Below are 21,262 nucleotides of genomic sequence, written 5' to 3'. Positions count from 1 at the left end.
ACACGATGTAACATTTGGCGCCCGGTTGACGATTCGTCAAGCCGGGCTGCGCCGCGTGGTCTGAGCAGGCCTGAGCCGCCGTCCTTCTGCGCTCCGTGCAGCTGGTCTTGGCGCATGTTCCCTATGAGAGATACCGGATGTCCATCCAAACCGAGCTGCGCAAATCGCAGCCCAGCAATACCTATGAAGAGCCCATTAACCCGGCTGCAGGCCTGACCCCCTCGACTGGCAAGAATTCACGCTCCTCCACCCCAGACGAGCTTATCCGCAGCAAGCTGCAGCGTATTCAGGAAGGCGGCGAAATCCGCTACATGGACATGTTCGCAGGCTGTGGCGGCATATCTCTTGGCTTCCTGACCGCCGGATTCACACCGGTCGCATCGATCGAAATGGACCCGTGGGCTGCAAAGTCGCACGGAGCCAACTTCGGCTCGCGCTCGGTCGGGGGTGACAAGGAAGCGCACCACGCCCCGCGTGACGCGGTAACCGAAACCGCTGACACCGTCTTCGGCGATCTCGGGCTGCAGGGTGCCACGGACCGTCAGATCGATGTCCTCGTCGGCGGGCCACCCTGTCAGGCGTTCGCCCGTGTAGGCCGGGCTAAGCTCCGCGAGCAGGCCCGCCTGCGCGAAGAGGTGACCGCAGATCAAGCCTTCCTGGTGGATGGACGGGTCAGCCTGTGGGAGCGGTACGTCGCATTCATCCGGGCGACAAAGCCTGTTGCGCTTCTGATGGAAAACGTGCCAGACATCCTCAACCATGGCGGCACCAATGTTGCCGAGCTCGTTTCTAAAAGCCTTGCCGAAGAAGGCTACGACGTAGCCTACACACTGCTGAATTCCGTCTGGTATGGTGTTCCGCAGATGCGGGAGCGCATGATTCTGGTCGGCTTCCATCGTTCGACCGGCATCAAGCCAAGATTCCCGGTGCCAACGCACCATTTGATTCTGCCATCCGGCTACACCAGCTCCAAGAATGCTGCGAGGCGAGTCATCAAAGCCGAAGGCTCGGCGCACCACCGCTGGATTCCCGATCCAGCTCCCGACTCTCCCGCGGCCACGTCGGCCTCTGATGCGCTGGCAGATCTGCCGCACTTGTACGCCGAAGAAATGCTTCGCTCGGGTGCCATTCGTCGCGGGGCGAAGGACCCGTCAGAACCTGTCGAGTACACAGCAAACAAGCCGTCGACTGCCTATTCCCGCCTGATGCGGGAGTGGCACGGATTTGCGACTAGGTCTACGACTGGCCATGTTTTCCGGTATCTGCCGCGCGACTACAAGATCTTCGCTGAGATTCAGCCTGGCTGGGAGTACCCGCAGGTGCATGCCTATGTAGAGCAGAAAATTGCGAACTGGCTTGCCGACCGCAGGAGACTCGGTTTGCCCACCGACCCCAGAAACGCAGACGTCAGCACATACATCATGTCCTGGCGCATCCCGTATGACCCGGGAAAGTTTCCGAACAAGTGGTGGAAGCTCCGCGCCGATGCCCCGGTACGTACGCTGATGGCGCACCTCGGCAAGGACTCTTATTCCCACATCCACTTCGACTCGAAACAGGCACGCACCATCACCGTCCGTGAGGCTGCGCGGCTCCAGTCATTCCCTGACGGCTTCGTTTTCAAAGGATCGATGAACCCGGCATTCAAGCAGATTGGCAACGCCGTGCCACCACTATTTGCCTATGCCATCGCTCGTGGAATGCGGGAGTGCCTGGGGGCACCGGAGACACAGGACATGCGTGTAGCATTGTTCGATTTGGAGCAATCACAAATCAAGACGACAGAGGGCAGGAAGTGAAGTTCACCATTCTCCGACTGCTTACTCATTCCGAACTCGGCATGTTTCATGAGTATCGCCGCCAGGGGAAGGAACGCGCCAAACAGCGTTCCATCAACTTCGACTGGGACGTCGTCGGCAAGGTTTTTCCTTCAGCAGAGAACCCGGACACCATCGCAATCACCTGCCGGCGTCTCGAAGACGAAGGTACCGTGGTTGAGGTTGCTTCATGGCTCAAGCGGCAGCACAAGAATTGGAGATTCGAAGGCGATTGCCCGAAAAGCTCCTTCTACAGTTTCGTCGACCCAGGCGTCCTGTTCGCGATGGTAGTTGACGCCTCGAGCACCCCGGCCAATGCATCCTGGGTTGTCATCCCGGCAGACCACCCAGCCCGTTCTTCGATCCTGGGCCATGGAGAGAGTGCCCAGCTCGGCAAATCCGCAATGATTGCGTTGTACGGTGAGGAAGGCCAGCACTGCCAGACAGTGCTCTCGGATCACTTCCCGCAGCTATTCAAGGAGGCAGAAACAGTGTCCGAGACGTCACAAAAAGAAAACGACAACAACCGCAACGATGATGACGCCGCACCGGACCCGCTCGGTCTCTTCAAGATCCTGGCACGTGCCGGGCACAGCCTGCCCAGCGCCGTGGCCGATCTGGTGGACAACAGCCTGTCGCATGGCGCTCGGGAGATCGACATCACCTTCCCGAATCCCAATGCGGGCGGCCGGTGGATGTGCATTCGTGACGACGGCACGGGCATGACTCCATCGGGTCTGCGCGACGCCATGAAGATTGGGCACCAGCGTGAATATGACGACGGCGATCTGGGCAAGTTCGGCTATGGGCTGAAGGGTGCGGCCTGGTCCCAGGCCGATCGACTGACGGTCGTATCGAAAGCTGCCGGAAACGAGAGCACGACACTCACCTGGGACAAGGGCCATCTTGCCAAGACGCGCCGCTGGGCGCTTCTGAGCGACCCGGTAGCTCCCGAGCATGCCTCGGCAGTGGACATCGGAGACTCGGGCACGGCCGTGCTGCTCACGCAGATGCGCCCCTCGATGGAGCCTGCGAGAGGCAGGGCAGATTCTCCCTACGCGCAGGAACTTGCTGCCATCAAGTCGCACCTCGAACTGGTCTTCCACCGGTATCTTGAAGGCAAGGCGCGCGGGCGCGAGAAGGTAGTCATCCGGCTGAACGATGACGTTCTACGTGCCAACAACCCTATGGGGCACCCGCTGACGAAAGAGTACGACCAGCATCGCATCGAGCTTCCCGGCGCTTCTCCGGACAAGACGCCTGCCCTCTATGTTCGTGCGTACGTCACGCCAAACGAGGCAGAGTTCGACGAATACATCAAGGATCTGTCGCCGCTGGAACAACGCGTCGAACGCGACCGCCACTCCCTGAATGGCCGCGCAAACGATGCTCAGGGCCTGTACTTCTATCGACTTGACCGTCTCATCAAATGGGGCGGCTGGGAAGATCTCTTCGCCAAGGATGAGCACACCAAGCTGATTCGTGTCGCAGTCGACTTCGACAGGCTGGCAGATGAGCAGCTGCAGGTAGATATCAGCAAGCAGCTCATTCGCTTGCCCTTTGCAATCACCAAGCCCCTCGGAGACCTGATCAAGACCCCTCGCGCAGCAGCCCGCCACCGGTACAACAAGAAGGAAAAACCTGCGCCGACTCCGAAAGGAGGCGGCAAGACTGTGTCGCCGGCCGGCACGCCAGCGCCAGGCGGCTTCTTGCCTCCAACGACTGTAGTGGGAGGTACTCCCGTGGCGGCACCTGCTCCGGCCCCGGCTGCAAAGAAGGACAGAACTTCAATCCGCCTTGTCAGTAGCGGCGACAAGCCATGGCAACGCAAAACCGGGTTCAAGGGGGAGGAAGTCGAGGTCACCCCGCTGATGCCGACGCTGGTGACGCTCGTGCAGCTCATCGACAAGGATGCTGAGGCCAAGACGGCTCTGTCTGAATTCCTTCGCGCACTGGAGACGGCCGGTGTCCCGGACCAGCTGATGGACAACGCCTGATGCAGGTCCGGCTTCCACTTCCCCTTACACTGAAACCCAGGCTGACCCTGTGGACTGATGCAACCGCCTGGACCAACTGGTCCCGGCATGAAGCCTATCTGCGGGCCCAGCCCAAATGGAAGCCGCACCAGATTGCGTCGGTCGCGGAAGAGTCACTGCGGATCATCTCGAAGACCACACCAGTAGGTCGCCCGGAATTCCAGTGCCGCGGTCTGGTCGTCGGCTACGTTCAGTCCGGCAAGACCGCCAACTTCACGGCTGTGGCAGCGCGCGCAGCCGATGTCGGCTACCGCCTGATCATCGTTCTTTCAGGCATTCACGATTCACTGCGGAACCAGACGCAGAAGCGCCTGGATCTGGAGTTGGCCGGGACCGGCGTCGACTGGATCAAGCTGACCGATGAGGCTTCAGACTTTCGTGAGCCGGAGGTGGCCGACGGATTCGCATCGACCGGTACCGTTCTGATCGTCGCGAAGAAGATCACGCCGATCCTGAAACGGCTCAACCAGTGGTTCGGCAAACTCGAAGGCCGGCTCGCTGATGTACCGGTTCTTCTCATTGATGACGAAGCCGATCAGGCCTCCATCAATACACGCGGAAATCGGCGCGACCCCAGTATCGACACCGACACCGAACCGGATGACGACACGGCCCCGTCACTGACCAACGCCCTGATTCGCGACATTCTCCGAAAGATTCCGCGGGCCACATACATCGCCTACACGGCTACGCCATTCGCCAACATCCTCATCGACCCAGACGCCAGTGACAGCCAGGTCGGCGAAGACCTGTTCCCCAAGGACTTCGTCGTGCAGCTTCCGCGGCCGGACGGCTACACCGGAACGGAAGAGCTTTTCGGCGTCAGCTCGCAGGGCCGCGATGTACTGCGCCCTGTAGACGCGGCAGATGTGAAGGCTCTGAAGCCGAAGCAGCGCAAAAGGGGCGAGGCGATTGTTGTTCGGGGACCGCTGGATCTTCCCCAGTCGCTCGCCGATGCCCTCCTGACCTTTGCACTTGCTGGCGCCATCAGACTGCAGCGCGGCCAGATGGGTAAGCCGAACACGATGCTGGTGCACGTATCCCAGTTCCAGCAGGACCAGTTGCGTATTGGAGAGGCGATCAAGGAACAGATCCGCAACTGGTTCCATCATGAGGACGCCGAACCCGGTGTGCTCAAATTGATGTTCAGGTCAACGCTCGCAGGGCTGGGACCGGTAGATCTGCCTTGCAGCGAAGAGGTTCTGCTGGAAGAGGCAGTGACGAATCTGGCTCGTCTGGTCGTCGTTGTGCTCAACAGCACGACGGGCGACGAACTGGAATACGACGCCAAGCCTGGGCGGCAGCTCGTTGCAGTGGGCGGCAATCGGCTGTCGCGCGGATTGACGCTTGAGGGACTGACGATCGCCTATTTCCTGCGCACCACAACGCTGGCGGACGCTCTGCTGCAGATGGCCCGCTGGTATGGTTTCAGGACAGGTTATGAAGACCTGATCCGCATCTGGACAACCGAAGGCATCGCTCAGTGGTTTGTGGAGTTGGCGCTGGTCGAAGAATCCCTGCGTGATTCCATCACGGCACTGAACAAGGCCGGCCGCAGGCCTGACCAGATGGCCATCCGGATGCGCGCCCATTCAAAGCTCCTGCTCACCAGCAAGAATAAGAGCAGGATGCAGATGGATGATGCACGGTCATGGTCTGGCGAAAACCCGCAGACGATCCTGTTTCCGATGCAGGACCGGGAACTGCTGGAACGGAACGTGGACTTGGCGTCCGGCCTGTTGCGACAGCACCCCCCGACACAGGACGCACACGGCGGCGCCATAGCACACGATGTACCACCCGAGGACATCGCACTGTTCCTGAGGCGTTATGAAGGGCACCCGAACAGCATTGCATTTCAGGGCGCAGAGATTGCCGACTGGATCCTGGAGCGAGCCGAAGCGGGAGAGCTGACGAACTGGACCGTGTTCGTAGCCAACCCGCAGCGGGAACGACAGGTACTCCTGGGTGGAAGGCCTTTCGGCCTTGTTCGACGTTCGTTGCAGGCCAACGAGTCGATCGGCATCCTGATCGATCCACGCCATGAAGGTGCCGACCTGCATGGCGGACCGGAGAACTACCGCGCTGGCTCCGGCTTCAATGCACGGGCAATGCGCGAGGACCGACCCGCGCAGCAGGGCCTGCTCCTGCTCTACCCCCTGGATCCCGAACCGCTCCGCGCGCCAACACAGGCAGTGCTGGGCCTTGCGCTTTCGCTGCCCCGCACTGCGGACGGCGAACAACGGCTTGTCGTGAACCGTGGGGTACGCAATGGTTGAGATCACGCAAGACCGCTGGGCAAGTCTGCGCGAGCAGCGACTTCCGCACGAGTATATCTACGAACAGGTGGCCGAAGACCTGGAAGCAGCGCTGATCGGAGTGTCAGACGACGGACGCCTGCACCTGCTGCTGGCCATCGATGTCGCCCCGCAAAACCTGCCGCCGGACCTGCAGAGCCTTCAGGTCCGCATCCTGGAAGGCGGACAGACTTGGCTGGACGTTTCCGCACGCAGCCACCACGAAGAACTGCTTACGCTAGTAGCCAACAAGGTCCTCCACGCTATCCGCATTGAAGGCCGCGATCCTGCTGTCTCGGTGGAACGCGTTATCGACGACATGCGTGCGGCATTGCGCCCGGTCGCACCTGACCTGAGCATGGCAGAGCAGATCGGTCTTTTCGGCGAACTCTGGGTGCTGTCCAACGTGTTACTCCCGACCATCGGCCCGCGCGTCAGCCACCTTTGGAGTGGCCCTGAAAGCGAACGTCATGATTTCGTCGGACATGGCGTCCACGTCGAAGTGAAGACCACCACACGATCGGAACCGAAGCACGAAATATCCCGTTTTGATCAGCTGAAGGCACCCGCCAGCAAGCGCCTCCTGTTTGTCAGCGTCATGCTGGAGCGCAGTCTTGGCGGCGACGAAACACTGGCAGACCGCGTCGATGAAATTCGGGAGAAGCTGGCATCCGATGGGCGTGCGCTAGATGTTTTCGATTCACGCCTAGCACAACTCGGTTGGCACGAGGGCCTACGACAGACAGGCGCACTCCTCCGATTCACATTCCGCGATGTCCATGTCTTCGAAGTCGCCGGCAACTTCCCCAGGCTCCCCGATGACTACGTGCCGCCACTCGGTGTGACAGGCATTAGGTACAGCATCAATGTCGGCAACCTGCCGTCGCTCGACGTATCGGACGTTCAGGAAGTTCTTCTAACCGCCTAACGCGTCACCGCACAATCTGCGCTGCCGTACGCCGTGGCAGGTTGACGTCGCTTGTGCGCAGGGTTGTTTGAAGACCTTCCCTAGCTTTTCCATAGTCGCCGGTAGGCAATCTCATCGTCGGTCGGTTCGCGGTTGAGCCGCTCCAGTAGCCAAGCTGCGCCAGCCCAGCCTCCGGGTCTTGTGCAACAGGCACCTGCACGCCAATGGTGCAGCCAAGCCCCTCGACCAGTGCCGCTGACAACGATGCCTCACGCCACAAGTGATTCAACTTGTGGCTTGCTCTGGGGAAATGCTTAGTCCGAAGAGCCGAGAGCTGTTACTCGACTGCCGTGGGCTCGTCCCAGCCACCTCCCAAAGCCTTGTACAGCGCCACCGCCGAAGAAGAGGCGGCGTAGGTCGCATCCAGGCGCTGGGCCTGGATCAGTTGCAGTCGGGATTGGGTTTCGAGCAGTTCGATGTAGCTGCTGTTCCCCTGCTGGTAACTGGCGAGGACGGCATCGCGGGCGTGTTTTCGAGACGCTTCGCCATTGGCCAGAAGCTTTTCCTGTACCTCGCCGTTGACCAGCGCCGAGATCGCATCTTCCACCTCGGCGCTCGCTTCGAGCACGCTCTGGCGATACCCCGCCAGACGTTCGCGGTAGCTGCCTTTGGCTGCTTTTACCTGGGCATCCACGCGGCCGAAGTCGAACAGGCGCCAGCGCAGCCCGAGCGCTCCCATCGCCTGGCCGGCGTCACCGCTGAACAGGTTCGAGGCCTGTGTCGTCGTGGTGCCGATGAGTGCGGACAGGGACACTTTCGGGTAGTACTCGGCGATGGCCTGACCGATGCGTTCGTTCGATGCTGCAAGTCGACGCTCTGCGACCATCAGGTCAGGCCGTCTACGCAAGAGGGCGGTGGTGCCACCCGCGGCCTCGATTGAGGGCGCGCTGGGGATTGGTTTCGGCTTGTCCAAGGCCGCCTCCAGGGTGCCGGGTTGCCGGCCCAGAAGAACGTCAAGGCTGTTCCTTGCCGCAGTCAATCGGGTCTCCAGGACGGGCACTGTGGCGCGGGTTAACGCCAACTCCGACTTTGCTTGCTGCAACTCTTGGTCGGGCGCAAGCCCACGTGCGGTCAAGGCTTCTACCAGGCGTTCGATATCGCCTTGGGTGTTGACCTGCTCCTGGGCAACACCCAGGCGCGCCTGGAGCAGGCGTATCAGCAGGTAGTTGTCGACCACGCTGGCCGTCACCCGAAGCCTTGCCGCCGCGACATCCGCCTGCGCCGCTTCATATTCGGCCAGCGCGGCGTGCGAGCCGCGGCGCAAACCACCTGACAAATCGATTTCCCAAAGGCTGGAGACGCCTGCACCATAAAGGTTTCCCGTGCGATCGAACCCTGGGAGCACAGCGTTCTGTGTAGCCACCACCGGGTCTTCCAGTGATTGCCGTGCGCGGGCTACGTTTACCGAAGCCTGCCCCGTTGGAAACAACTCAGCCCGGGCGCCTTGCGCCACCGCTTCGGCTTGGGCGCTACGGGCGATGGTTTGCTCGAGCGTGAGGTTTTGAACCAGGGCGGTATCCACCAGGTGGTCGAGTACCGGGTCGCCGAACCCTTGCCACCAACGGTCGAAGGCCACAGAGGAGGGGCGGGCTATGCGTCCGTCAAGCGTCTGCGCTCCTTTGAATTGCGCGTTGGCCTCAACCTGTGGCCGTTCGTAATCCGGGCCCACCATGCAACCATTAAGGCCCGCCAGTGCCATGAGCGCGAGTACACTATGGGCGCCTCCAACCAGGTATCGATTCATTTGCGTTTCCTCAGAAACTAATTTCTGTTTACGGTATCTTAAAGTCGTTACCTAATCTGTCAATGGACTATTGACCTCATGAAGCAGACTTCAACAGACAGCATCGAGCTGCCATCCTCCGGCCAGCGTGGCCCTGCCGAGCACGACCGCCGCCTGCAGATACTGCACGTGGCGAACGAGCAGTTCCGCCAGTTCGGCTATCGCAAGACCACGGTGGCCGACCTGTCCAAGGCCATCGGCATCACGACGGCCTACATCTATCGCTTCTTCGACTCCAAGCAGGCGATTGGCGAGGCGATCGTTGCCATGGTGCTGGGCGAGATGGACACCGAGCTGCGTAACCTGACGGCCGAACAAACCACCGCAACCCGCAAGATGCGGGCATTCACGCAGCAGGCGCTGCTGCTTAGCCATGCGCTTTTCATGAACGAGAGCAAGTTGTTCGAGCTGGTCGTGGTCGCAGTGGAAGAGCAGTGGTGCACGGCGGCCGGCCATCAGAGCGCCTTGGGCGAAATGATCCGGGCCATCGTAGAGGCAGGCCGATCATCAGGCGAATTCGAGCGCAAGACGCCGCTGGATGATGTGGCGCTGGCGATCCAGGAAGCTTTGATTCCCTACACCCACCCGCCTGCGATGGAGCGCAGGAGCCTGGCTGAGCTGGAGCGTGGCGTCACGGCTGTCACCGATATGATCCTTCGGAGCCTGGCGCCCTAGTTTGTATTCGAGTTGACAGTTTCGTAACTCGTAAACAAAATGCCTCCAACTGAGGAGGCTTTCCAATGACAATCCCTGTTCGTGTGCGCCTTGTTTTTGCTTCTGTCGCTGTGAGCGTATTGCTTTCAGCCTGCGGCGATCACCGCACCCCCGACCCACGGGTCGATCGCCCCCCAGCGGTCAGCACGGCCATCGTGCGTGCTGACGCGGCTTTACGAGAGCGGCAGTTCACCGGCGTAATCGCAGCACGGGTGGAAAGCGCGATTGGATTTCGCGTAGGCGGGAAGATTGTCCAGCGGCTGGTCGATGTCGGGCAGCACGTCAAGCGCGGTGACCCTTTGCTGCTGTTGGATATCACCGACTTTGGCCTGGATGTTCAGAATCAGCAGGCGCTGGCTGATGCGGCCCATGCAGCGCTGGTCAAGGCGCAGGCCGACTTTGCCCGCTTGCAGGGGTTGGTTGCGCTAGGGGCGGTGTCAGCGAAGACATTCGACCAGGCGCAGGAAGCGCAGAAGGGCGCCCGGTCGAATTGGAACGCCGCCAAGTCGAAGCTTGAACTTGCGAAAAACGCCTATGGCTATGCGGTGCTGCGTGCCGATGTGGACGGCATCGTGGTGGAGCGGTTCGCCGATAGCGGGCAGGTGGTTGCGGCCGGCCAGCCGGTCGTCGTGCTTGCCAAGGATGGCCCGCGCGAGGCTCGGGTCGAGCTGCCCGAGACGTTGCGCCCCGTGCTGGGTTCGCGGGTCACCGCGCGGTTGCATGGCGACCAGGGCCAGGCGTTCACCGCCCAGCTGCGAGAGCTGTCCGGTTCTGCAGACCCGGTTACCCGAACGTTCAGGGCGCGTTATGTGCTCGAAGGCGCATCCGGGGGAATTGCGTTAGGCGCCACCGTGGTGGTCGGGCTTGGGATGCCCAATGCCTCCAACGATCGAGAGGTCCCTCTTGGCGCGCTGTACGACCGTGGCGAAGGACCTGGTGTATGGGTTGTCGCTTCCGACAGCACAGTGCATTACCGGGTCATCAAGCTTGCGCGGGTTACCGACGAAAGCGCTGTCGTGAGCGAAGGCCTTGCGCCTGGGGAGCGAGTGATTGCACTGGGGGGTCACCAATTGCACGAAGGCCAACAGGTTCGTGTGATGGAGGAGGCCAGCGATGAGTCGATTTAACCTTTCCGAACTGGCTGTCAGGGAACGTGCCATCACGCTCTTCCTGATGATCGCGATCTTTGCGTCCGGCGTGTTGGCTTTCCTGAAACTGGGCAGGGCCGAAGACCCGGCCTTCACCGTCAAGCAGATGACCATGGTCACCGCCTGGCCGGGTGCAACCGCCCAGGAGATGCAGGAGCTGGTTGCCGAGCCGCTGGAGAAGCGCATGCAGGAGCTGCGCTGGTACGACCGCACCGAGACCTTCACACGCCCGGGCCTTGCGTTCACCACCCTCTACCTGCGTGACAGCACGCCCCCCGGCGATGTGCAGGAGGAGTTCTACCAGGCGCGCAAGAAAATACACGATGAAGCCCTCCGTCGACCGCCGGGCGTTTCTCCTACGCTGGTGAACGACGAGTACGCCGATGTCTCCTTTGCGCTGTTTGCCGTGAAGGCCCAGGGGCTGCCGCTCAGGAAGCTCACGCGACACGCCGAGGTGCTACGCCAGCGGCTGTTGCATGTGCCGGGGGTGAAGAAGGTCAACATCATTGGTGAGCGGCCGGAACGCATCTATGTCGACCTGAACCACGACCGTCTCGCCACGCTCGGTATTACCCCGGCCGACATCTTCAGTGCGCTGCATGAGCAAAATGCGGTTACGCCGGCGGGTTCCATCGAAGCGCGCGGGCCGCAGGTGCAGGTGCGCCTCGACGGCGCGCTCAATGATCTCGAGCAGATTCGCAACACGCCAATCGTGGCGGACGGCAGGTCGATCAAGTTGTCCGATGTTGCCGAGGTCAAAAGAGGCTACGAGGACCCGGCGACCTTCAGAATTCGCAACAATGGCGAAGATGCGCTTGTGCTGGGCGTGGTGATGCGCGAAGGCTGGAACGGCCTTGAGCTGGGCAAGGCATTGAACGCCGAAGTGGCTGCGATCAATGCAGAACTGCCCTTGGGCCTGAGCCTGACGAAAGTGACCGACCAAGCCGTGAACATCAACGAAGCGGTCGGCGAGTTCATGCTGAAGTTCTTCATCGCCTTGGCGGTGGTGATGGTGGTCTGCCTGCTCAGCCTCGGATGGCGGGTTGGCCTGGTCGTTGCCGCCGCCGTGCCCCTGACGTTGTCGGCGGTGTTTCTCATCATGCTGGCCACGGGGCGTGATTTCGATCGGATCACCCTGGGCTCGTTGATCCTTGCGCTGGGGTTGTTGGTGGACGACGCGATCATCGCGATCGAGACGATGGTGGTGAAGCTGGAGGAGGGGTTCGATCGTCTTCAGGCGAGCGCCTACGCATGGAGCCACACCGCAGCCCCCATGCTATCGGGCACACTGGTCACCATCATCGGCTTCCTCCCTGTAGGTTTCGCCAAGAGCACGGCAGGTGAGTACGCGGGCAACATCTTCTGGATCGTCGGCTTCGCACTGATCACGTCCTGGCTGGTGGCGGTGATCTTCACGCCCTATCTCGGGGTGAAGATGCTGCCCGCAATCAAGAAGGTGGAAGGTGGCCATGAAGCTATCTACAACACCCGTCATTACAACCGCTTTCGCGCGCTTCTTGGTTGGGTGATCCAGCGCAAGTGGAGGGTCGCGTCGATGGTGGTGGCTGTGTTCGTTGCTGCGATCGTTGGCATGGGCGCGGTCAAGAAGCAGTTCTTCCCCTCGTCGGACCGGCCAGAAGTGCTGGTGGAAATCCAGATGCCGCAGGGCAGTTCCATTGAACAAACAGACGCCGCGTCGGCAGAAGTCGAGAAGTGGCTTGCAGCGCAACCGCAGAGCCAGATGATCACCGCCTACCTCGGGCAAGGCGCGCCTCGGTTCTATCTCGCCATGGCGCCAGAATTGCCCGACCCGTCGTTCGCCAAGATCGTGGTGCTCACCCGTGACGAGCAGGCGCGGGACGAGCTCAAGCACAGATTGCGTGAAGCCGTTGCCAACGGCCTGGCGCCCCAGGCGCGTGTCCGCGTGACCCAACTGGTGTTCGGCCCTTATTCACCCTATCCAGTGGCGTTCCGGGTCATGGGCCCGGAGCTGGGCAAGGTGCGTGAGCTCGCCGAGCGCGTGCGTTCGGTCATGCAGGCCAATACCCACATGCGAACAGTCAATACCGACTGGATGGAGCGGGTGCCGACCGTGCACCTGGTGCTGGATCAGGACCGCTTGCAGGCATTCGGCCTCACGTCGTCCGAGGCAAGCCGACAATTGCAGCTTTTGCTCAAGGGCACTGCGGTCACCCAGGTGCGGGAGAATATTCGCAACGTTGAGGTCATGGCCCGCTCGGCAGGCCAGACGCGGCTGGACCCGAACAAGCTCCAGGACTTCACGCTTGTCGCCAAAGGCGGTCAGCGAATCCCGCTTTCGCAAGTGGCCGACCTCGACATTCGCCCAGAAGAGCCGGTTTTGCATCGCCGCGATCGGACGCCGACGATCACGGTGCGAGGTGATATCGGCGAAGGGTTGCAACCGCCAGACGTGTCCATGAGCGTTTGGAAAGACCTGCAGCCGGTCGTGGCGCAGTTGCCTGCGGGCTACCGAATTGAGATCGCTGGCGCCATTGAGGAATCTGCCAAGGCCAATACCGCGCTGGCGCCGCTGTTCCCCATCATGCTGGTCCTGACGATGGTCGTGATCATCTTCCAGGTGCGATCGTTCGCGGCCATGGCAATGGTCCTGGCCACCGCGCCGCTCGGCCTGGTGGGCGTGGTGCCGATCTTGCTGATCTTCGGCCAGCCGTTCGGCTTCAATGCCCTGATCGGGTTGATTGGCCTGGCAGGGATCCTGATGCGTAACACGTTGATCCTGATTGGCCAGATCCACACCAATGAGAAGAACGGGTTGGGGGCATTCGATGCGGTGGTCGAGGCGACGGTACAACGCGCGCGGCCGGTTCTGCTCACGGCATTGGCGGCCGTGCTTGCGTTCATCCCGCTGACCCAGTCCGTGTTCTGGGGTACGTTGGCCTACACCTTGATCGGCGGAACCCTGGGTGGGACCGTCCTTACGCTGGTGTTCCTGCCCGCGCTGTATGCCATCTGGTTCAAGATCCAGCCCAAGCCGCCTCGGCCTGTGCAGCCGGCGTTGGTTGCAGCAAGAAAACACGCCAAAGCCGAGGGCGTACCACAGCTATGAGCGCGGGGGTGTGCGGGCATCCCGGCGTACCGCCTGCGGCGGAATGCCGAAGCCTCGGAGAAACACCTCACGCATGTGGCGACGATCGCGAAAGCCGGTCTCCCTGGCGACCACGTCCAGGGAGTGTCGGCTCTGCTCGATCATCAGCCGTGCCGCTTCCAGGCGTAGGCCCTCGATGGCCTTGGCCGGGGATTGTCCGGTTTCGGCACTGAACACCCTGGAGAACTGACGTGGGCTGAGGTTCACGACCTCCGCCAGTTCCTCGACGCTCAGTGGGTGGCTGAGGTGCTTGCGTGCATGCTCCAGCGCACGCTGGATCCGGTCCGACTTGGGCGCGAGCTGGAGCATCTCCGAATGTTGGGATTGCCCGCCGGAACGGTAGTGGTGCATCACCAGCTTGCGCGCTACGGAACGGGCGATGTCCGCGCCAAGGTCTTTTTCCACCAGGCCGAGGGCAAGGTCGAGCCCGGCGGTCATGCCGGCCGAGGTCCAGATGGCCCCATCGACGATGTAGATGCGGTCTGGTTCGACGCTGACGTCAGGGTAGCGTCGTTGCATTTCATGGGCGTAGGCCCAGTGCGTAGTGGCGCGACGCCCTGCCAGCAGCCCGGCCTCGGCCAGAATGAAGGCCCCGGTGCAAATGCCCACGGTACGACGTGCATGGGCTTGGGCTCGGCGTAGAAATTCGAGTGTCTGCGGCGAAGATTGTGTCGGCAACGGGTTTGTGACGCCGACGATGATCCAGGTATCGGCCAGCCGTGGCGCCTCGAGCGGTTGTGTGTCGAGTGCAAGGCCCAGGGAGGAGCGCACCGTGCCGCCTGTGAGCGAGAAATGCTCGACGGTATAGAAGGGCTCCTGCGCGGCGATGTTGGCGAATTCGAATACTGCCTGGGTCGCCAGGGAGAGTACTTGGAAGCCGTCTGTCAGCAGGTAGCTGATGCGGTGCATGGTGTGGTCCTCAAATGTCCTTAAACAGTACCTTATACGTCATTTGAGATATCGCAAGACCGTAGCATTCTGCATCCAGTCCTACCCAACCTGGAGCACCATCATGACTACGCTTTCTCTTGGCACCGCCCTCATTACAGGTGCCTCGGCCGGAATCGGCGCCCTGTACGCCGAACGTTTGGCCCATCGTGGCTATGATCTGATCCTGGTCGCGCGAAGCCGTGAACGGCTCAATGCGCTGGCCAAGCGCTTGACCGATGAAACCGGCCGCTCCGTCGAAGTGGTGGTCGCTGACCTGGGCGACAAAGCCGACTTGCGCCGGGTGGAAGCGCTGCTCCGTAGCGATGCCAGCATTACCCTGCTGGTGAACAATGCCGGCATCGGCGCGACGGACCCGCTGTTGGTATCGGATGTCGATCGGATGGAGGAAATGCTCGCGCTCAATGTGAATGCGCTGATGCGTTTGACGTACGCCGCGGTGCCAGGCTTGGTCGCGCGCCAGGGCACGCTGATCAATATTGCCTCGATCGTCGCGATTGCCCCGGAGAAGCTCAATGGTGTGTACGGCGGGTCCAAGGCGTTCGTCCTGGCATTCAGTCAGTCGCTGCGCCATGAACTTGCGGACAAAAACGTCCGGGTCCAGGTCGTTCTTCCCGGCGCGACGGCCACCGATTTCTGGGCCGATGCAGGCACCCCGCTGGAGTACTTGCCGAGCGCTATCGTGATGAAAGCAGATAACCTGGTGGATGCGGCACTTTCCGGGTTGGATCAGGGAGAGTTCATCACGGTGCCGTCTCTTCCGGAAATAGCGGACCTGGATGGCTACGAGGCCGCGCGGCAAAAGATGATGCCGAATCTGTCTTTGAACATACCAGCGGCTCGATATCGGCTTTGAGGCTTCGTTGGTTGCCGCTAAAGTTGGAGCGCCCTGAGATGACACTTGTGCGCAGGGCGCTTGCATGAATGTGGACTCAAACAAAACCAGCACCTCCACCCACCGCTTATTCTGCGGCGAACTGATCTGGGCAGCCCATTACCTCAGCGGCATGGCCAACGCCCTGGTGGAAGATGTTGCGCACACCATGCCAGATCAGCCGCAAGAACCCTCTGAACGACGACCACCAAGGCGTACTTGCGCAAGTGGCCATCGATTCGCCATTATCGCCGTACCACCTTAATTTCCCGGATCATTTCGAAAGGATTTCCCATGCCGAGTGCCAACCAGACCATCGCCAACGCGGTGGCCAGCGCCCAGTCCATTCTTGCTGAGTGGGTACCGTCAGAGGGCATCAGCGACAAGCAGGCTTTGGGTGAGCTGGTGGGGGTGCTGGACAACCGTACGTTGCTGGCCGCTCAGCGAGTCCAGGCCGGGCCGTATCACAAGGGGGTCGATCCGAATCAGCTGGATAAGCGCTTTAAGGTCACCTTCGATTTACTGCATAAGTACGGTGTGCTGGTGGATCCTGAGTCCTTGAGCGACGAGGTGGTCGAGCGTCTGTATCCGCGTGTCAATTATCCGCGACTGGGTTCCGGCAATACTTTGCGTGACTGGAGCGATGCGGTATTGGGGGAGGGCGAGCAGGTTCGCTTCTATCTGCCCCAATCGCCCAGACGCAATACCCATCTGGGCACGGTGCAGTTTCTTAGCAGCGAGGCGAAAGGCTTTATCCGTGAGCTGGTTCGGTCGGTTGAGATCGAAGGGGAGCCGGGGGAAACCTCGGCCTCTACCGAGGCGGCCTTTGAGTTGCAGGAAGAAGACTTCGCTCCGGATCTGTCCGCTGGTGAGCAGCCAGGCTTTGCCTTGAACGAGGAGGCTGAGGCTATTAAGGCAGGTGGGCAGCGTGGGCTCAATACCCTGCATTCGCTGCAGGAGATAGGTGAGGAAAACGAGCGTTGGTCGCCAGCGGTGCTGGCGGGTATCAGCAAGTTGTTGGAGCAGCACGATGGCGACGAGGAAATCGATACGCTGGAGGCGATGACCCAACTGGTGGACCGCTTCGACCTGATGGTGCGCAAGGCGCGCGAGGTGCTGGACAAGCATCGGGCGCAGCCGGCGTGACGGTGGGTGAGTATTCAGGACAAAACGCTCCAGGCTGGTAGTCGCCCGCCTGCAAATCTGCGCAAGGAATGGATGTCATGATCAAGAAATCGGTAACCGAGCTCCAATTCGTCAGCAGCAGGTCGCCCCTGCCCACCGTCGAAATCGATTCGCAAAGTATGGAGGATGCGGGTTTCAGCATCACGCGCACGGTGATGGAGGTGCTGTCCCGCTTGGCAGCAGAAGATGCATCGCTGCGGGCCACGCTGTTTCTGTATGGCACGGTCAGTGTCAATTTCCGAGACCCGTGCTGGTCCGAGTTCCTGCTGGTGGCCGGGCCGAAGAAGGTGCTGACGGCCCTTGGTGCTGCCTTTGGGCGGTTGCCTGGGGTGAGGTCGCGATTCAGCGATTACGTGCCAGCCTCGGAAGCGGTGCGCACCTTCCATGTCGAGGATGGCATGGTGTGGGAAAAGGAGGATGGCAGTACCTGGTATTCCCGTAGCCAGCAGGAGGTAGCTGCCAGCGAGGTCGATGCTGACGAAGACGAGGTGGAGGACGAGGATTTCGAGGAGGAAGCGGAGTGGGACGCTGAAGATCCGGAGGATCAGGAAGCGGACCAGGTCGTGGTCACCAGCACAAAGGCCGCCCGTTATCGTGCGGCGCGCTCTGACGCCAAGGTCAGCAGTATTCGTTCGCGTATCGAGGAGGTCTTCGGGCTGCCGGCGGGGTCGGTAGCGTTGTGCGGGCCAGACGGTCGTCCGCTGCGGGGCAATGCTTTTATCAGGACGCTGCGTAAACGCTGGGAAGAGGCCTGAGCACGCTTGACCGGTAAACAGTTCAAGGGCCGCATCACCTGTTCATTTTCAAACAGTTGATCAACAGCCTGTAGTGATGCGTGCACTTGATACTGTTTTAAATTTTTGTAAGTAATTGAAATTCAACGTTTTTATCGTTGGCACGGATCCTGAAATAGAGCTGTAAGACGCGCCCCACAGCGCGAAGCCTATTCCATCAGGAGCCCCCCCATGCCACGCGAAATCCGTCTAAACGCATTCGAAATGAACTGCGTAGGCCACCAATCCCCCGGCCTCTGGGCACACCCCCGCGACCGCTCCTGGCAATACAAGGACCTCTCCTACTGGACCGACCTTGCCAAGCTCCTGGAACGCGGCAAGTTCGACGGTATCTTCATCGCCGACGTCATCGGCATCTACGACGTGCTCAACGGCAACGGCGATGCCGCCATTCGCCAGGCGGCGCAGGTGCCGGTCAATGATCCGCTGGCGTTGATCACGCCCATGGCGCTGGTGACAGAGCACCTGGGGTTCGGCCTGACGGCGTCGCTGACCTTCGAGCATCCCTATCCCTTCGCCCGCAGGCTGTCGACCCTGGATCACCTGACCAAGGGCCGCATCGGCTGGAATATCGTCACCTCCTACCTGGACAGCGGGGCGCGTAATCTCGGGCAGAAGGCGTTGAGCGATCACGATGCCCGCTACGATTTCGCCGATGAGTACCTTGAGGTGCTCTACAAGTTGCTGGAGGGCAGCTGGGAAGAGGATGCGGTGGTGCGCGACCGGGTGCGGGGGCTGTTCACCGACCCGGCCAAGGTTCATGAGATTCGCCATCACGGCAAGCATTTCCAGGTGCCGGGGATTCATTTGTGCGAGCCGTCGCCGCAGCGCACGCCGGTGCTGTATCAGGCCGGGGCGTCGAGTCGGGGCAAGCACTTTGCCGCCGGGCATGCCGAGTGTGTGTTCGTCGCCTCGCCATCGAAGGTGACGCTGAAGAAGACCGTGGCCGATATCCGCCGCCGCGCAGCGGAGGCCGGGCGCGATCCGCGCAAGGTGCTGATCTTCAATATGCAGACGGTGATCGTCGATGAGACCGATGCCAAGGCGCAGGCCAAGTGGCGGGAGTTGAAGTCCTACACCAGTTATGAGGGCGCGCTGGCGCTGTTGTCCGGCTGGACCGGGATCGATTTCGGCCAGTACCGGCCCGACCAGGTGCTCAAGCACATTCACACCAACGCCATTCAGTCGGCGGTGGAAACCTTTTCCACCGCCGACCCCAACAAGCAGTGGACGGTGCAGGAGCTGGCCGACTGGGCCGGTATCGGCGGCATGGGGCCGTTGATTGTCGGTAGCGCCGAAACCGTTGCCGATGAGTTGCAGGCCTGGGTCGAGGAGACCGATGTCGACGGCTTCAACTTCACCTACGCGCTGGCCCACGAGACCTTCCACGATGTGGTCGAGCTGCTGGTACCCGAGTTGCAGAAGCGCGGTGTGTACAAGACCGAATACCGCCCCGGCACCTTGCGCGACAAGTTATTCGGCGACGGCCCGCGTCTGCCGGCCAGCCATCCGGGCGCGGGGTACCGCGACCTGTCCCGCCTGCACGCGCTCGCCAGCACGCCTGAGCTGGCCTGAATTCCTTCGTTTGCATAAGAGAGCAATCATGTCTGTTACCACTGCCCATTACCCCATCCACCAGCCGGATGCCCATGTCATTCGCGACGATGCCGAAGCCATTGCCGTTGCTCACCAGGTTGCCGCACTGCTGCAACCGGGGGCTGCCGAGCGCGATGCGCAGCGCGCGGTGCCGGCTGAGGTGGTCGATGCGTTTTCCAACAGCGGTCTGTGGGGCATCACCGTGCCCAAGGCCTACGGTGGGGCCGAGGTGTCTTATGCGACGCTGGCCCGGGTGATCGCGATCATTTCGGCGGCCGATCCATCCCTGGGACAGATTCCGCAGAACCACTATTGCCTGCTGGAAGATATTCGCCTGCAGGGTAGCGAGGCGCAGCAGCGCTTTTTCTTCGACCTGGTGCTCAAGGGCCATCGCTTCGCCAATGCCCTGTCGGAAACCGGCGGCAAGAATGTGCAGGACATCCGCACACGCATCGTGCGTGAAGGCGACGGTTATCGTATCGACGGGCGCAAGGGTTACTGCACCGGTTCGCTCTATGCCCACTGGCTCGGGGTGCTGGCCGTGGACGAGGAGGGCCGCGGGCAACTGGCCTTCGTGCCCCGTGACACGCCCGGGCTGGTGGTGGTCGATGACTGGGACAGCATCGGCCAGCGCAACACCTCCAGCGGTACGGTGCTGGCCGATGGGCTGCGGGTGCCGGCGTTCAATCTGTTCCCCAGCTATCGCTCCTACGAAAACCCGACCCTGGCCGGGCCGTTCGCGCAGATCACCACGGCGGCCATTGATGCCGGTATTGCCCGCGCTGCATTGCAGGACACCATCAGCTTCGTGCGCGAGCAGGCACGGCCGTGGATCGATGCCGGGGTGGACAAGGCCAGTGAAGATCCGCTGACCATCATCCAGGTCGGTGCCCTGGATATCCGCCTGGAAGCGGCCGAGGCGCTGCTTGAACGTGCCGGCCTGGTGCTCGATCAGGCCCGGCCGGCGCCGGATGTAGAGAATGTCGCCGCCGCCTCGATTGCGGTGGCGCGAGCCAAGGTGCTGACCACCGAGATCGCCATCGAGGCAAGCAACAAGCTGTTCGAGCTGAGCGGCACCCGCTCGACCCTGCGCCGTCACAACCTCGATCGCCACTGGCGCAATGCGCGGGTGCATACCCTGCATGATCCGGTGCGCTGGAAGTACCACGTGGTCGGCAACTGGCTGCTCAATGATATCAAGCCGCCGCGCCATGACTGGTCTTGAGGTGTTTGTGAACGAGTGGCTCGCCAATATCGACTGGTCGGAGATCGGCCAGGCCTGCCTGGACACCCTGACCATGCTCGGCGCCGCGCTCGGTTTTACCGTGTTGCTGGGGCTGCCGCTGGGTGTGCTGCTGTACCTGACCGGCCAGCGCCAGTTGCTGGCCTCGCCCCGGGGGTATCGCCTGCTCTCGGTAATGGCGAATGTGCTGCGTTCGATGCCGTTCATCATTCTGCTGATCGTGTTGATTCCGCTGACCACGCTGATCACCGGCACGTCGCTGGGCGTTGCCGGGGCGACGCCGCCGCTGGTGATCGGCTGCACACCGTTTTTCGCCCGGCTGGTGGAAACCGCCCTGCGTGAAGTCGACCGCGGCCTGGTGGAGGCGACCCAGTCCATGGGGGCCGGCACCTGGCAAACCGTCTGGCACACCTTGCTGCCGGAGGCGCGTACCGGGTTGATCGCCGCCGTCACGGTGACCGCCATCGTGCTGGTGGATTACACCGCCATGGCCGGCGTGGTCGGCGGTGGCGGCCTGGGCGATCTGGCGATCCGTTTCGGTTACCAGCGCTTCCAGACCGATGTGATGGTGGTCACCGTGCTGCTGCTGATCCTGCTGGTGCAAACACTGCAGCTTAGCGGCGATCGCCTGGTGCGGCATTTCACAAGGCGTTGATTGTTTTTCCCGTCAGCGGCAGCCGGGTTCAGCTGCCGCCGGCCCACGTCCTCCCCACGACGGCCACTGTTCAATGTT

At 61.6% G+C, this 21,262-nt stretch carries 15 protein-coding genes; 13 read left to right on the top strand and 2 right to left on the bottom strand.

Annotation, left to right across the window (positions count from 1 at the left end; translation table 11 throughout):
* Window positions 1–137: 137 nt before the first annotated feature.
* Genes ACIQUS_RS18260 through ACIQUS_RS18245 form a run of 4 tightly spaced genes read left to right on the top strand, consistent with a single transcriptional unit; the run spans window position 138 to window position 7,078 of the window.
* Entirely contained in the window at window positions 138–1,799 is a 1,662-nt protein-coding gene (locus ACIQUS_RS18260) for a DNA cytosine methyltransferase (RefSeq protein WP_403049322.1), read from the top strand.
* Entirely contained in the window at window positions 1,796–3,814 is a 2,019-nt protein-coding gene (locus tag ACIQUS_RS18255; RefSeq protein WP_403049319.1) for an ATP-binding protein, read from the top strand. Before ACIQUS_RS18260 ends, ACIQUS_RS18255 begins: the two co-directional genes overlap by 4 nt.
* A complete protein-coding gene (locus tag ACIQUS_RS18250) occupies window positions 3,814–6,132 on the top strand; it encodes a Z1 domain-containing protein (RefSeq protein ID WP_403049316.1) in 2,319 nt (772 codons plus the stop codon). Before ACIQUS_RS18255 ends, ACIQUS_RS18250 begins: the two co-directional genes overlap by 1 nt.
* The gene (locus ACIQUS_RS18245; RefSeq protein ID WP_403049313.1) at window positions 6,125–7,078 is read left to right on the top strand and encodes a PD-(D/E)XK motif protein; all 954 of its coding nucleotides are present in this window, start codon (window positions 6,125–6,127) and stop codon (window positions 7,076–7,078) included. The genes ACIQUS_RS18250 and ACIQUS_RS18245 overlap by 8 nt, the downstream gene beginning before the upstream one ends.
* Before the next feature lie 316 nt (window positions 7,079–7,394).
* Here the strand turns inward: ACIQUS_RS18245 and ACIQUS_RS18240 are convergent, their stop codons facing one another.
* Window positions 7,395–8,861 carry an efflux transporter outer membrane subunit gene (locus ACIQUS_RS18240; protein WP_403049310.1) on the bottom strand — a complete coding sequence of 489 codons (1,467 nt, stop codon included), beginning with the start codon at window positions 8,859–8,861 and terminating at the stop codon, window positions 7,395–7,397.
* Window positions 8,862–8,939: 78 nt separating this feature from the next.
* On the opposite strand from ACIQUS_RS18240, the gene ACIQUS_RS18235 reads away from it, so the two are divergent.
* The 3 genes from ACIQUS_RS18235 (at window position 8,940) to ACIQUS_RS18225 (ending at window position 13,850) form a co-directional block, all read left to right on the top strand.
* Window positions 8,940–9,575, top strand: a complete 636-nt coding sequence (locus tag ACIQUS_RS18235; protein WP_403049307.1) for a TetR/AcrR family transcriptional regulator — start codon at window positions 8,940–8,942, stop codon at window positions 9,573–9,575.
* A 65-nt stretch (window positions 9,576–9,640) separates the two neighbouring features.
* Complete coding sequence (locus ACIQUS_RS18230) at window positions 9,641–10,741, top strand: efflux RND transporter periplasmic adaptor subunit (RefSeq protein ID WP_403049304.1); 1,101 nt, start codon at window positions 9,641–9,643, stop codon at window positions 10,739–10,741.
* Entirely contained in the window at window positions 10,728–13,850 is a 3,123-nt protein-coding gene (locus ACIQUS_RS18225) for an efflux RND transporter permease subunit (RefSeq protein WP_403049301.1), read from the top strand. Before ACIQUS_RS18230 ends, ACIQUS_RS18225 begins: the two co-directional genes overlap by 14 nt.
* Here the strand turns inward: ACIQUS_RS18225 and ACIQUS_RS18220 are convergent.
* Entirely contained in the window at window positions 13,845–14,798 is a 954-nt protein-coding gene (locus tag ACIQUS_RS18220; protein WP_403049298.1) for a GlxA family transcriptional regulator, read from the bottom strand. The genes ACIQUS_RS18225 and ACIQUS_RS18220 overlap by 6 nt on opposite strands.
* Before the next feature lie 103 nt (window positions 14,799–14,901).
* Between ACIQUS_RS18220 and ACIQUS_RS18215 the strand changes: the two genes are divergently transcribed.
* The 6 genes from ACIQUS_RS18215 (at window position 14,902) to ACIQUS_RS18190 (ending at window position 21,184) form a co-directional block, all read left to right on the top strand.
* The gene (locus ACIQUS_RS18215) at window positions 14,902–15,693 is read left to right on the top strand and encodes an SDR family NAD(P)-dependent oxidoreductase (protein ID WP_403049295.1); all 792 of its coding nucleotides are present in this window, start codon (window positions 14,902–14,904) and stop codon (window positions 15,691–15,693) included.
* Between the two features lie 312 nt (window positions 15,694–16,005).
* Entirely contained in the window at window positions 16,006–16,857 is an 852-nt protein-coding gene (locus tag ACIQUS_RS18210) for a hypothetical protein (protein WP_403049292.1), read from the top strand.
* Window positions 16,858–16,934: 77 nt separating this feature from the next.
* Window positions 16,935–17,651 (top strand): hypothetical protein, encoded by a 717-nt coding sequence (locus ACIQUS_RS18205; RefSeq protein WP_403049289.1) that lies wholly within the window; start codon window positions 16,935–16,937, stop codon window positions 17,649–17,651.
* 210 nt (window positions 17,652–17,861) lie between these two features.
* Window positions 17,862–19,265: an LLM class flavin-dependent oxidoreductase gene (locus tag ACIQUS_RS18200; RefSeq protein WP_403049286.1), complete on the top strand. Its 1,404-nt coding sequence runs from the start codon at window positions 17,862–17,864 to the stop codon at window positions 19,263–19,265.
* 28 nt (window positions 19,266–19,293) lie between these two features.
* Entirely contained in the window at window positions 19,294–20,511 is a 1,218-nt protein-coding gene (locus tag ACIQUS_RS18195; protein ID WP_403049283.1) for an SfnB family sulfur acquisition oxidoreductase, read from the top strand.
* A gap of 7 nt (window positions 20,512–20,518) precedes the next feature.
* Window positions 20,519–21,184 carry a methionine ABC transporter permease gene (locus ACIQUS_RS18190; RefSeq protein ID WP_403049280.1) on the top strand — a complete coding sequence of 222 codons (666 nt, stop codon included), beginning with the start codon at window positions 20,519–20,521 and terminating at the stop codon, window positions 21,182–21,184.
* Window positions 21,185–21,262: the final 78 nt, after the last annotated feature.

Origin of the sequence: Pseudomonas sp. NPDC090755, from assembly GCF_044769005.1 — a bacterium.
In the GTDB taxonomy this organism is placed as follows: domain Bacteria; phylum Pseudomonadota; class Gammaproteobacteria; order Pseudomonadales; family Pseudomonadaceae; genus Aquipseudomonas.
Note: the sequence above shows the minus strand (reverse complement) of the source record. Positions and strands in the feature narration are given on the sequence as shown.

What these genes read in the sequence shown, in the direction of transcription:
- ACIQUS_RS18210 (WP_403049292.1), top strand. Translation starts at nt 16,006, where the DNA reads ATGCCGAGTGCCAACCAGACCATCGCCAACGCGGTGGCCAGCGCCCAG.
- ACIQUS_RS18215 (WP_403049295.1), top strand. Translation starts at nt 14,902, where the DNA reads ATGACTACGCTTTCTCTTGGCACCGCCCTCATTACAGGTGCCTCGGCC.
- ACIQUS_RS18195 (WP_403049283.1), top strand. Translation starts at nt 19,294, where the DNA reads ATGTCTGTTACCACTGCCCATTACCCCATCCACCAGCCGGATGCCCAT.
- ACIQUS_RS18245 (WP_403049313.1), top strand. Translation starts at nt 6,125, where the DNA reads ATGGTTGAGATCACGCAAGACCGCTGGGCAAGTCTGCGCGAGCAGCGA.
- ACIQUS_RS18200 (WP_403049286.1), top strand. Translation starts at nt 17,862, where the DNA reads ATGCCACGCGAAATCCGTCTAAACGCATTCGAAATGAACTGCGTAGGC.
- ACIQUS_RS18260 (WP_403049322.1), top strand. Translation starts at nt 138, where the DNA reads ATGTCCATCCAAACCGAGCTGCGCAAATCGCAGCCCAGCAATACCTAT.
- ACIQUS_RS18240 (WP_403049310.1), bottom strand. Translation starts at nt 8,861, where the DNA reads ATGAATCGATACCTGGTTGGAGGCGCCCATAGTGTACTCGCGCTCATG.
- ACIQUS_RS18235 (WP_403049307.1), top strand. Translation starts at nt 8,940, where the DNA reads ATGAAGCAGACTTCAACAGACAGCATCGAGCTGCCATCCTCCGGCCAG.
- ACIQUS_RS18225 (WP_403049301.1), top strand. Translation starts at nt 10,728, where the DNA reads ATGAGTCGATTTAACCTTTCCGAACTGGCTGTCAGGGAACGTGCCATC.
- ACIQUS_RS18205 (WP_403049289.1), top strand. Translation starts at nt 16,935, where the DNA reads ATGATCAAGAAATCGGTAACCGAGCTCCAATTCGTCAGCAGCAGGTCG.
- ACIQUS_RS18220 (WP_403049298.1), bottom strand. Translation starts at nt 14,798, where the DNA reads ATGCACCGCATCAGCTACCTGCTGACAGACGGCTTCCAAGTACTCTCC.
- ACIQUS_RS18250 (WP_403049316.1), top strand. Translation starts at nt 3,814, where the DNA reads ATGCAGGTCCGGCTTCCACTTCCCCTTACACTGAAACCCAGGCTGACC.
- ACIQUS_RS18230 (WP_403049304.1), top strand. Translation starts at nt 9,641, where the DNA reads ATGACAATCCCTGTTCGTGTGCGCCTTGTTTTTGCTTCTGTCGCTGTG.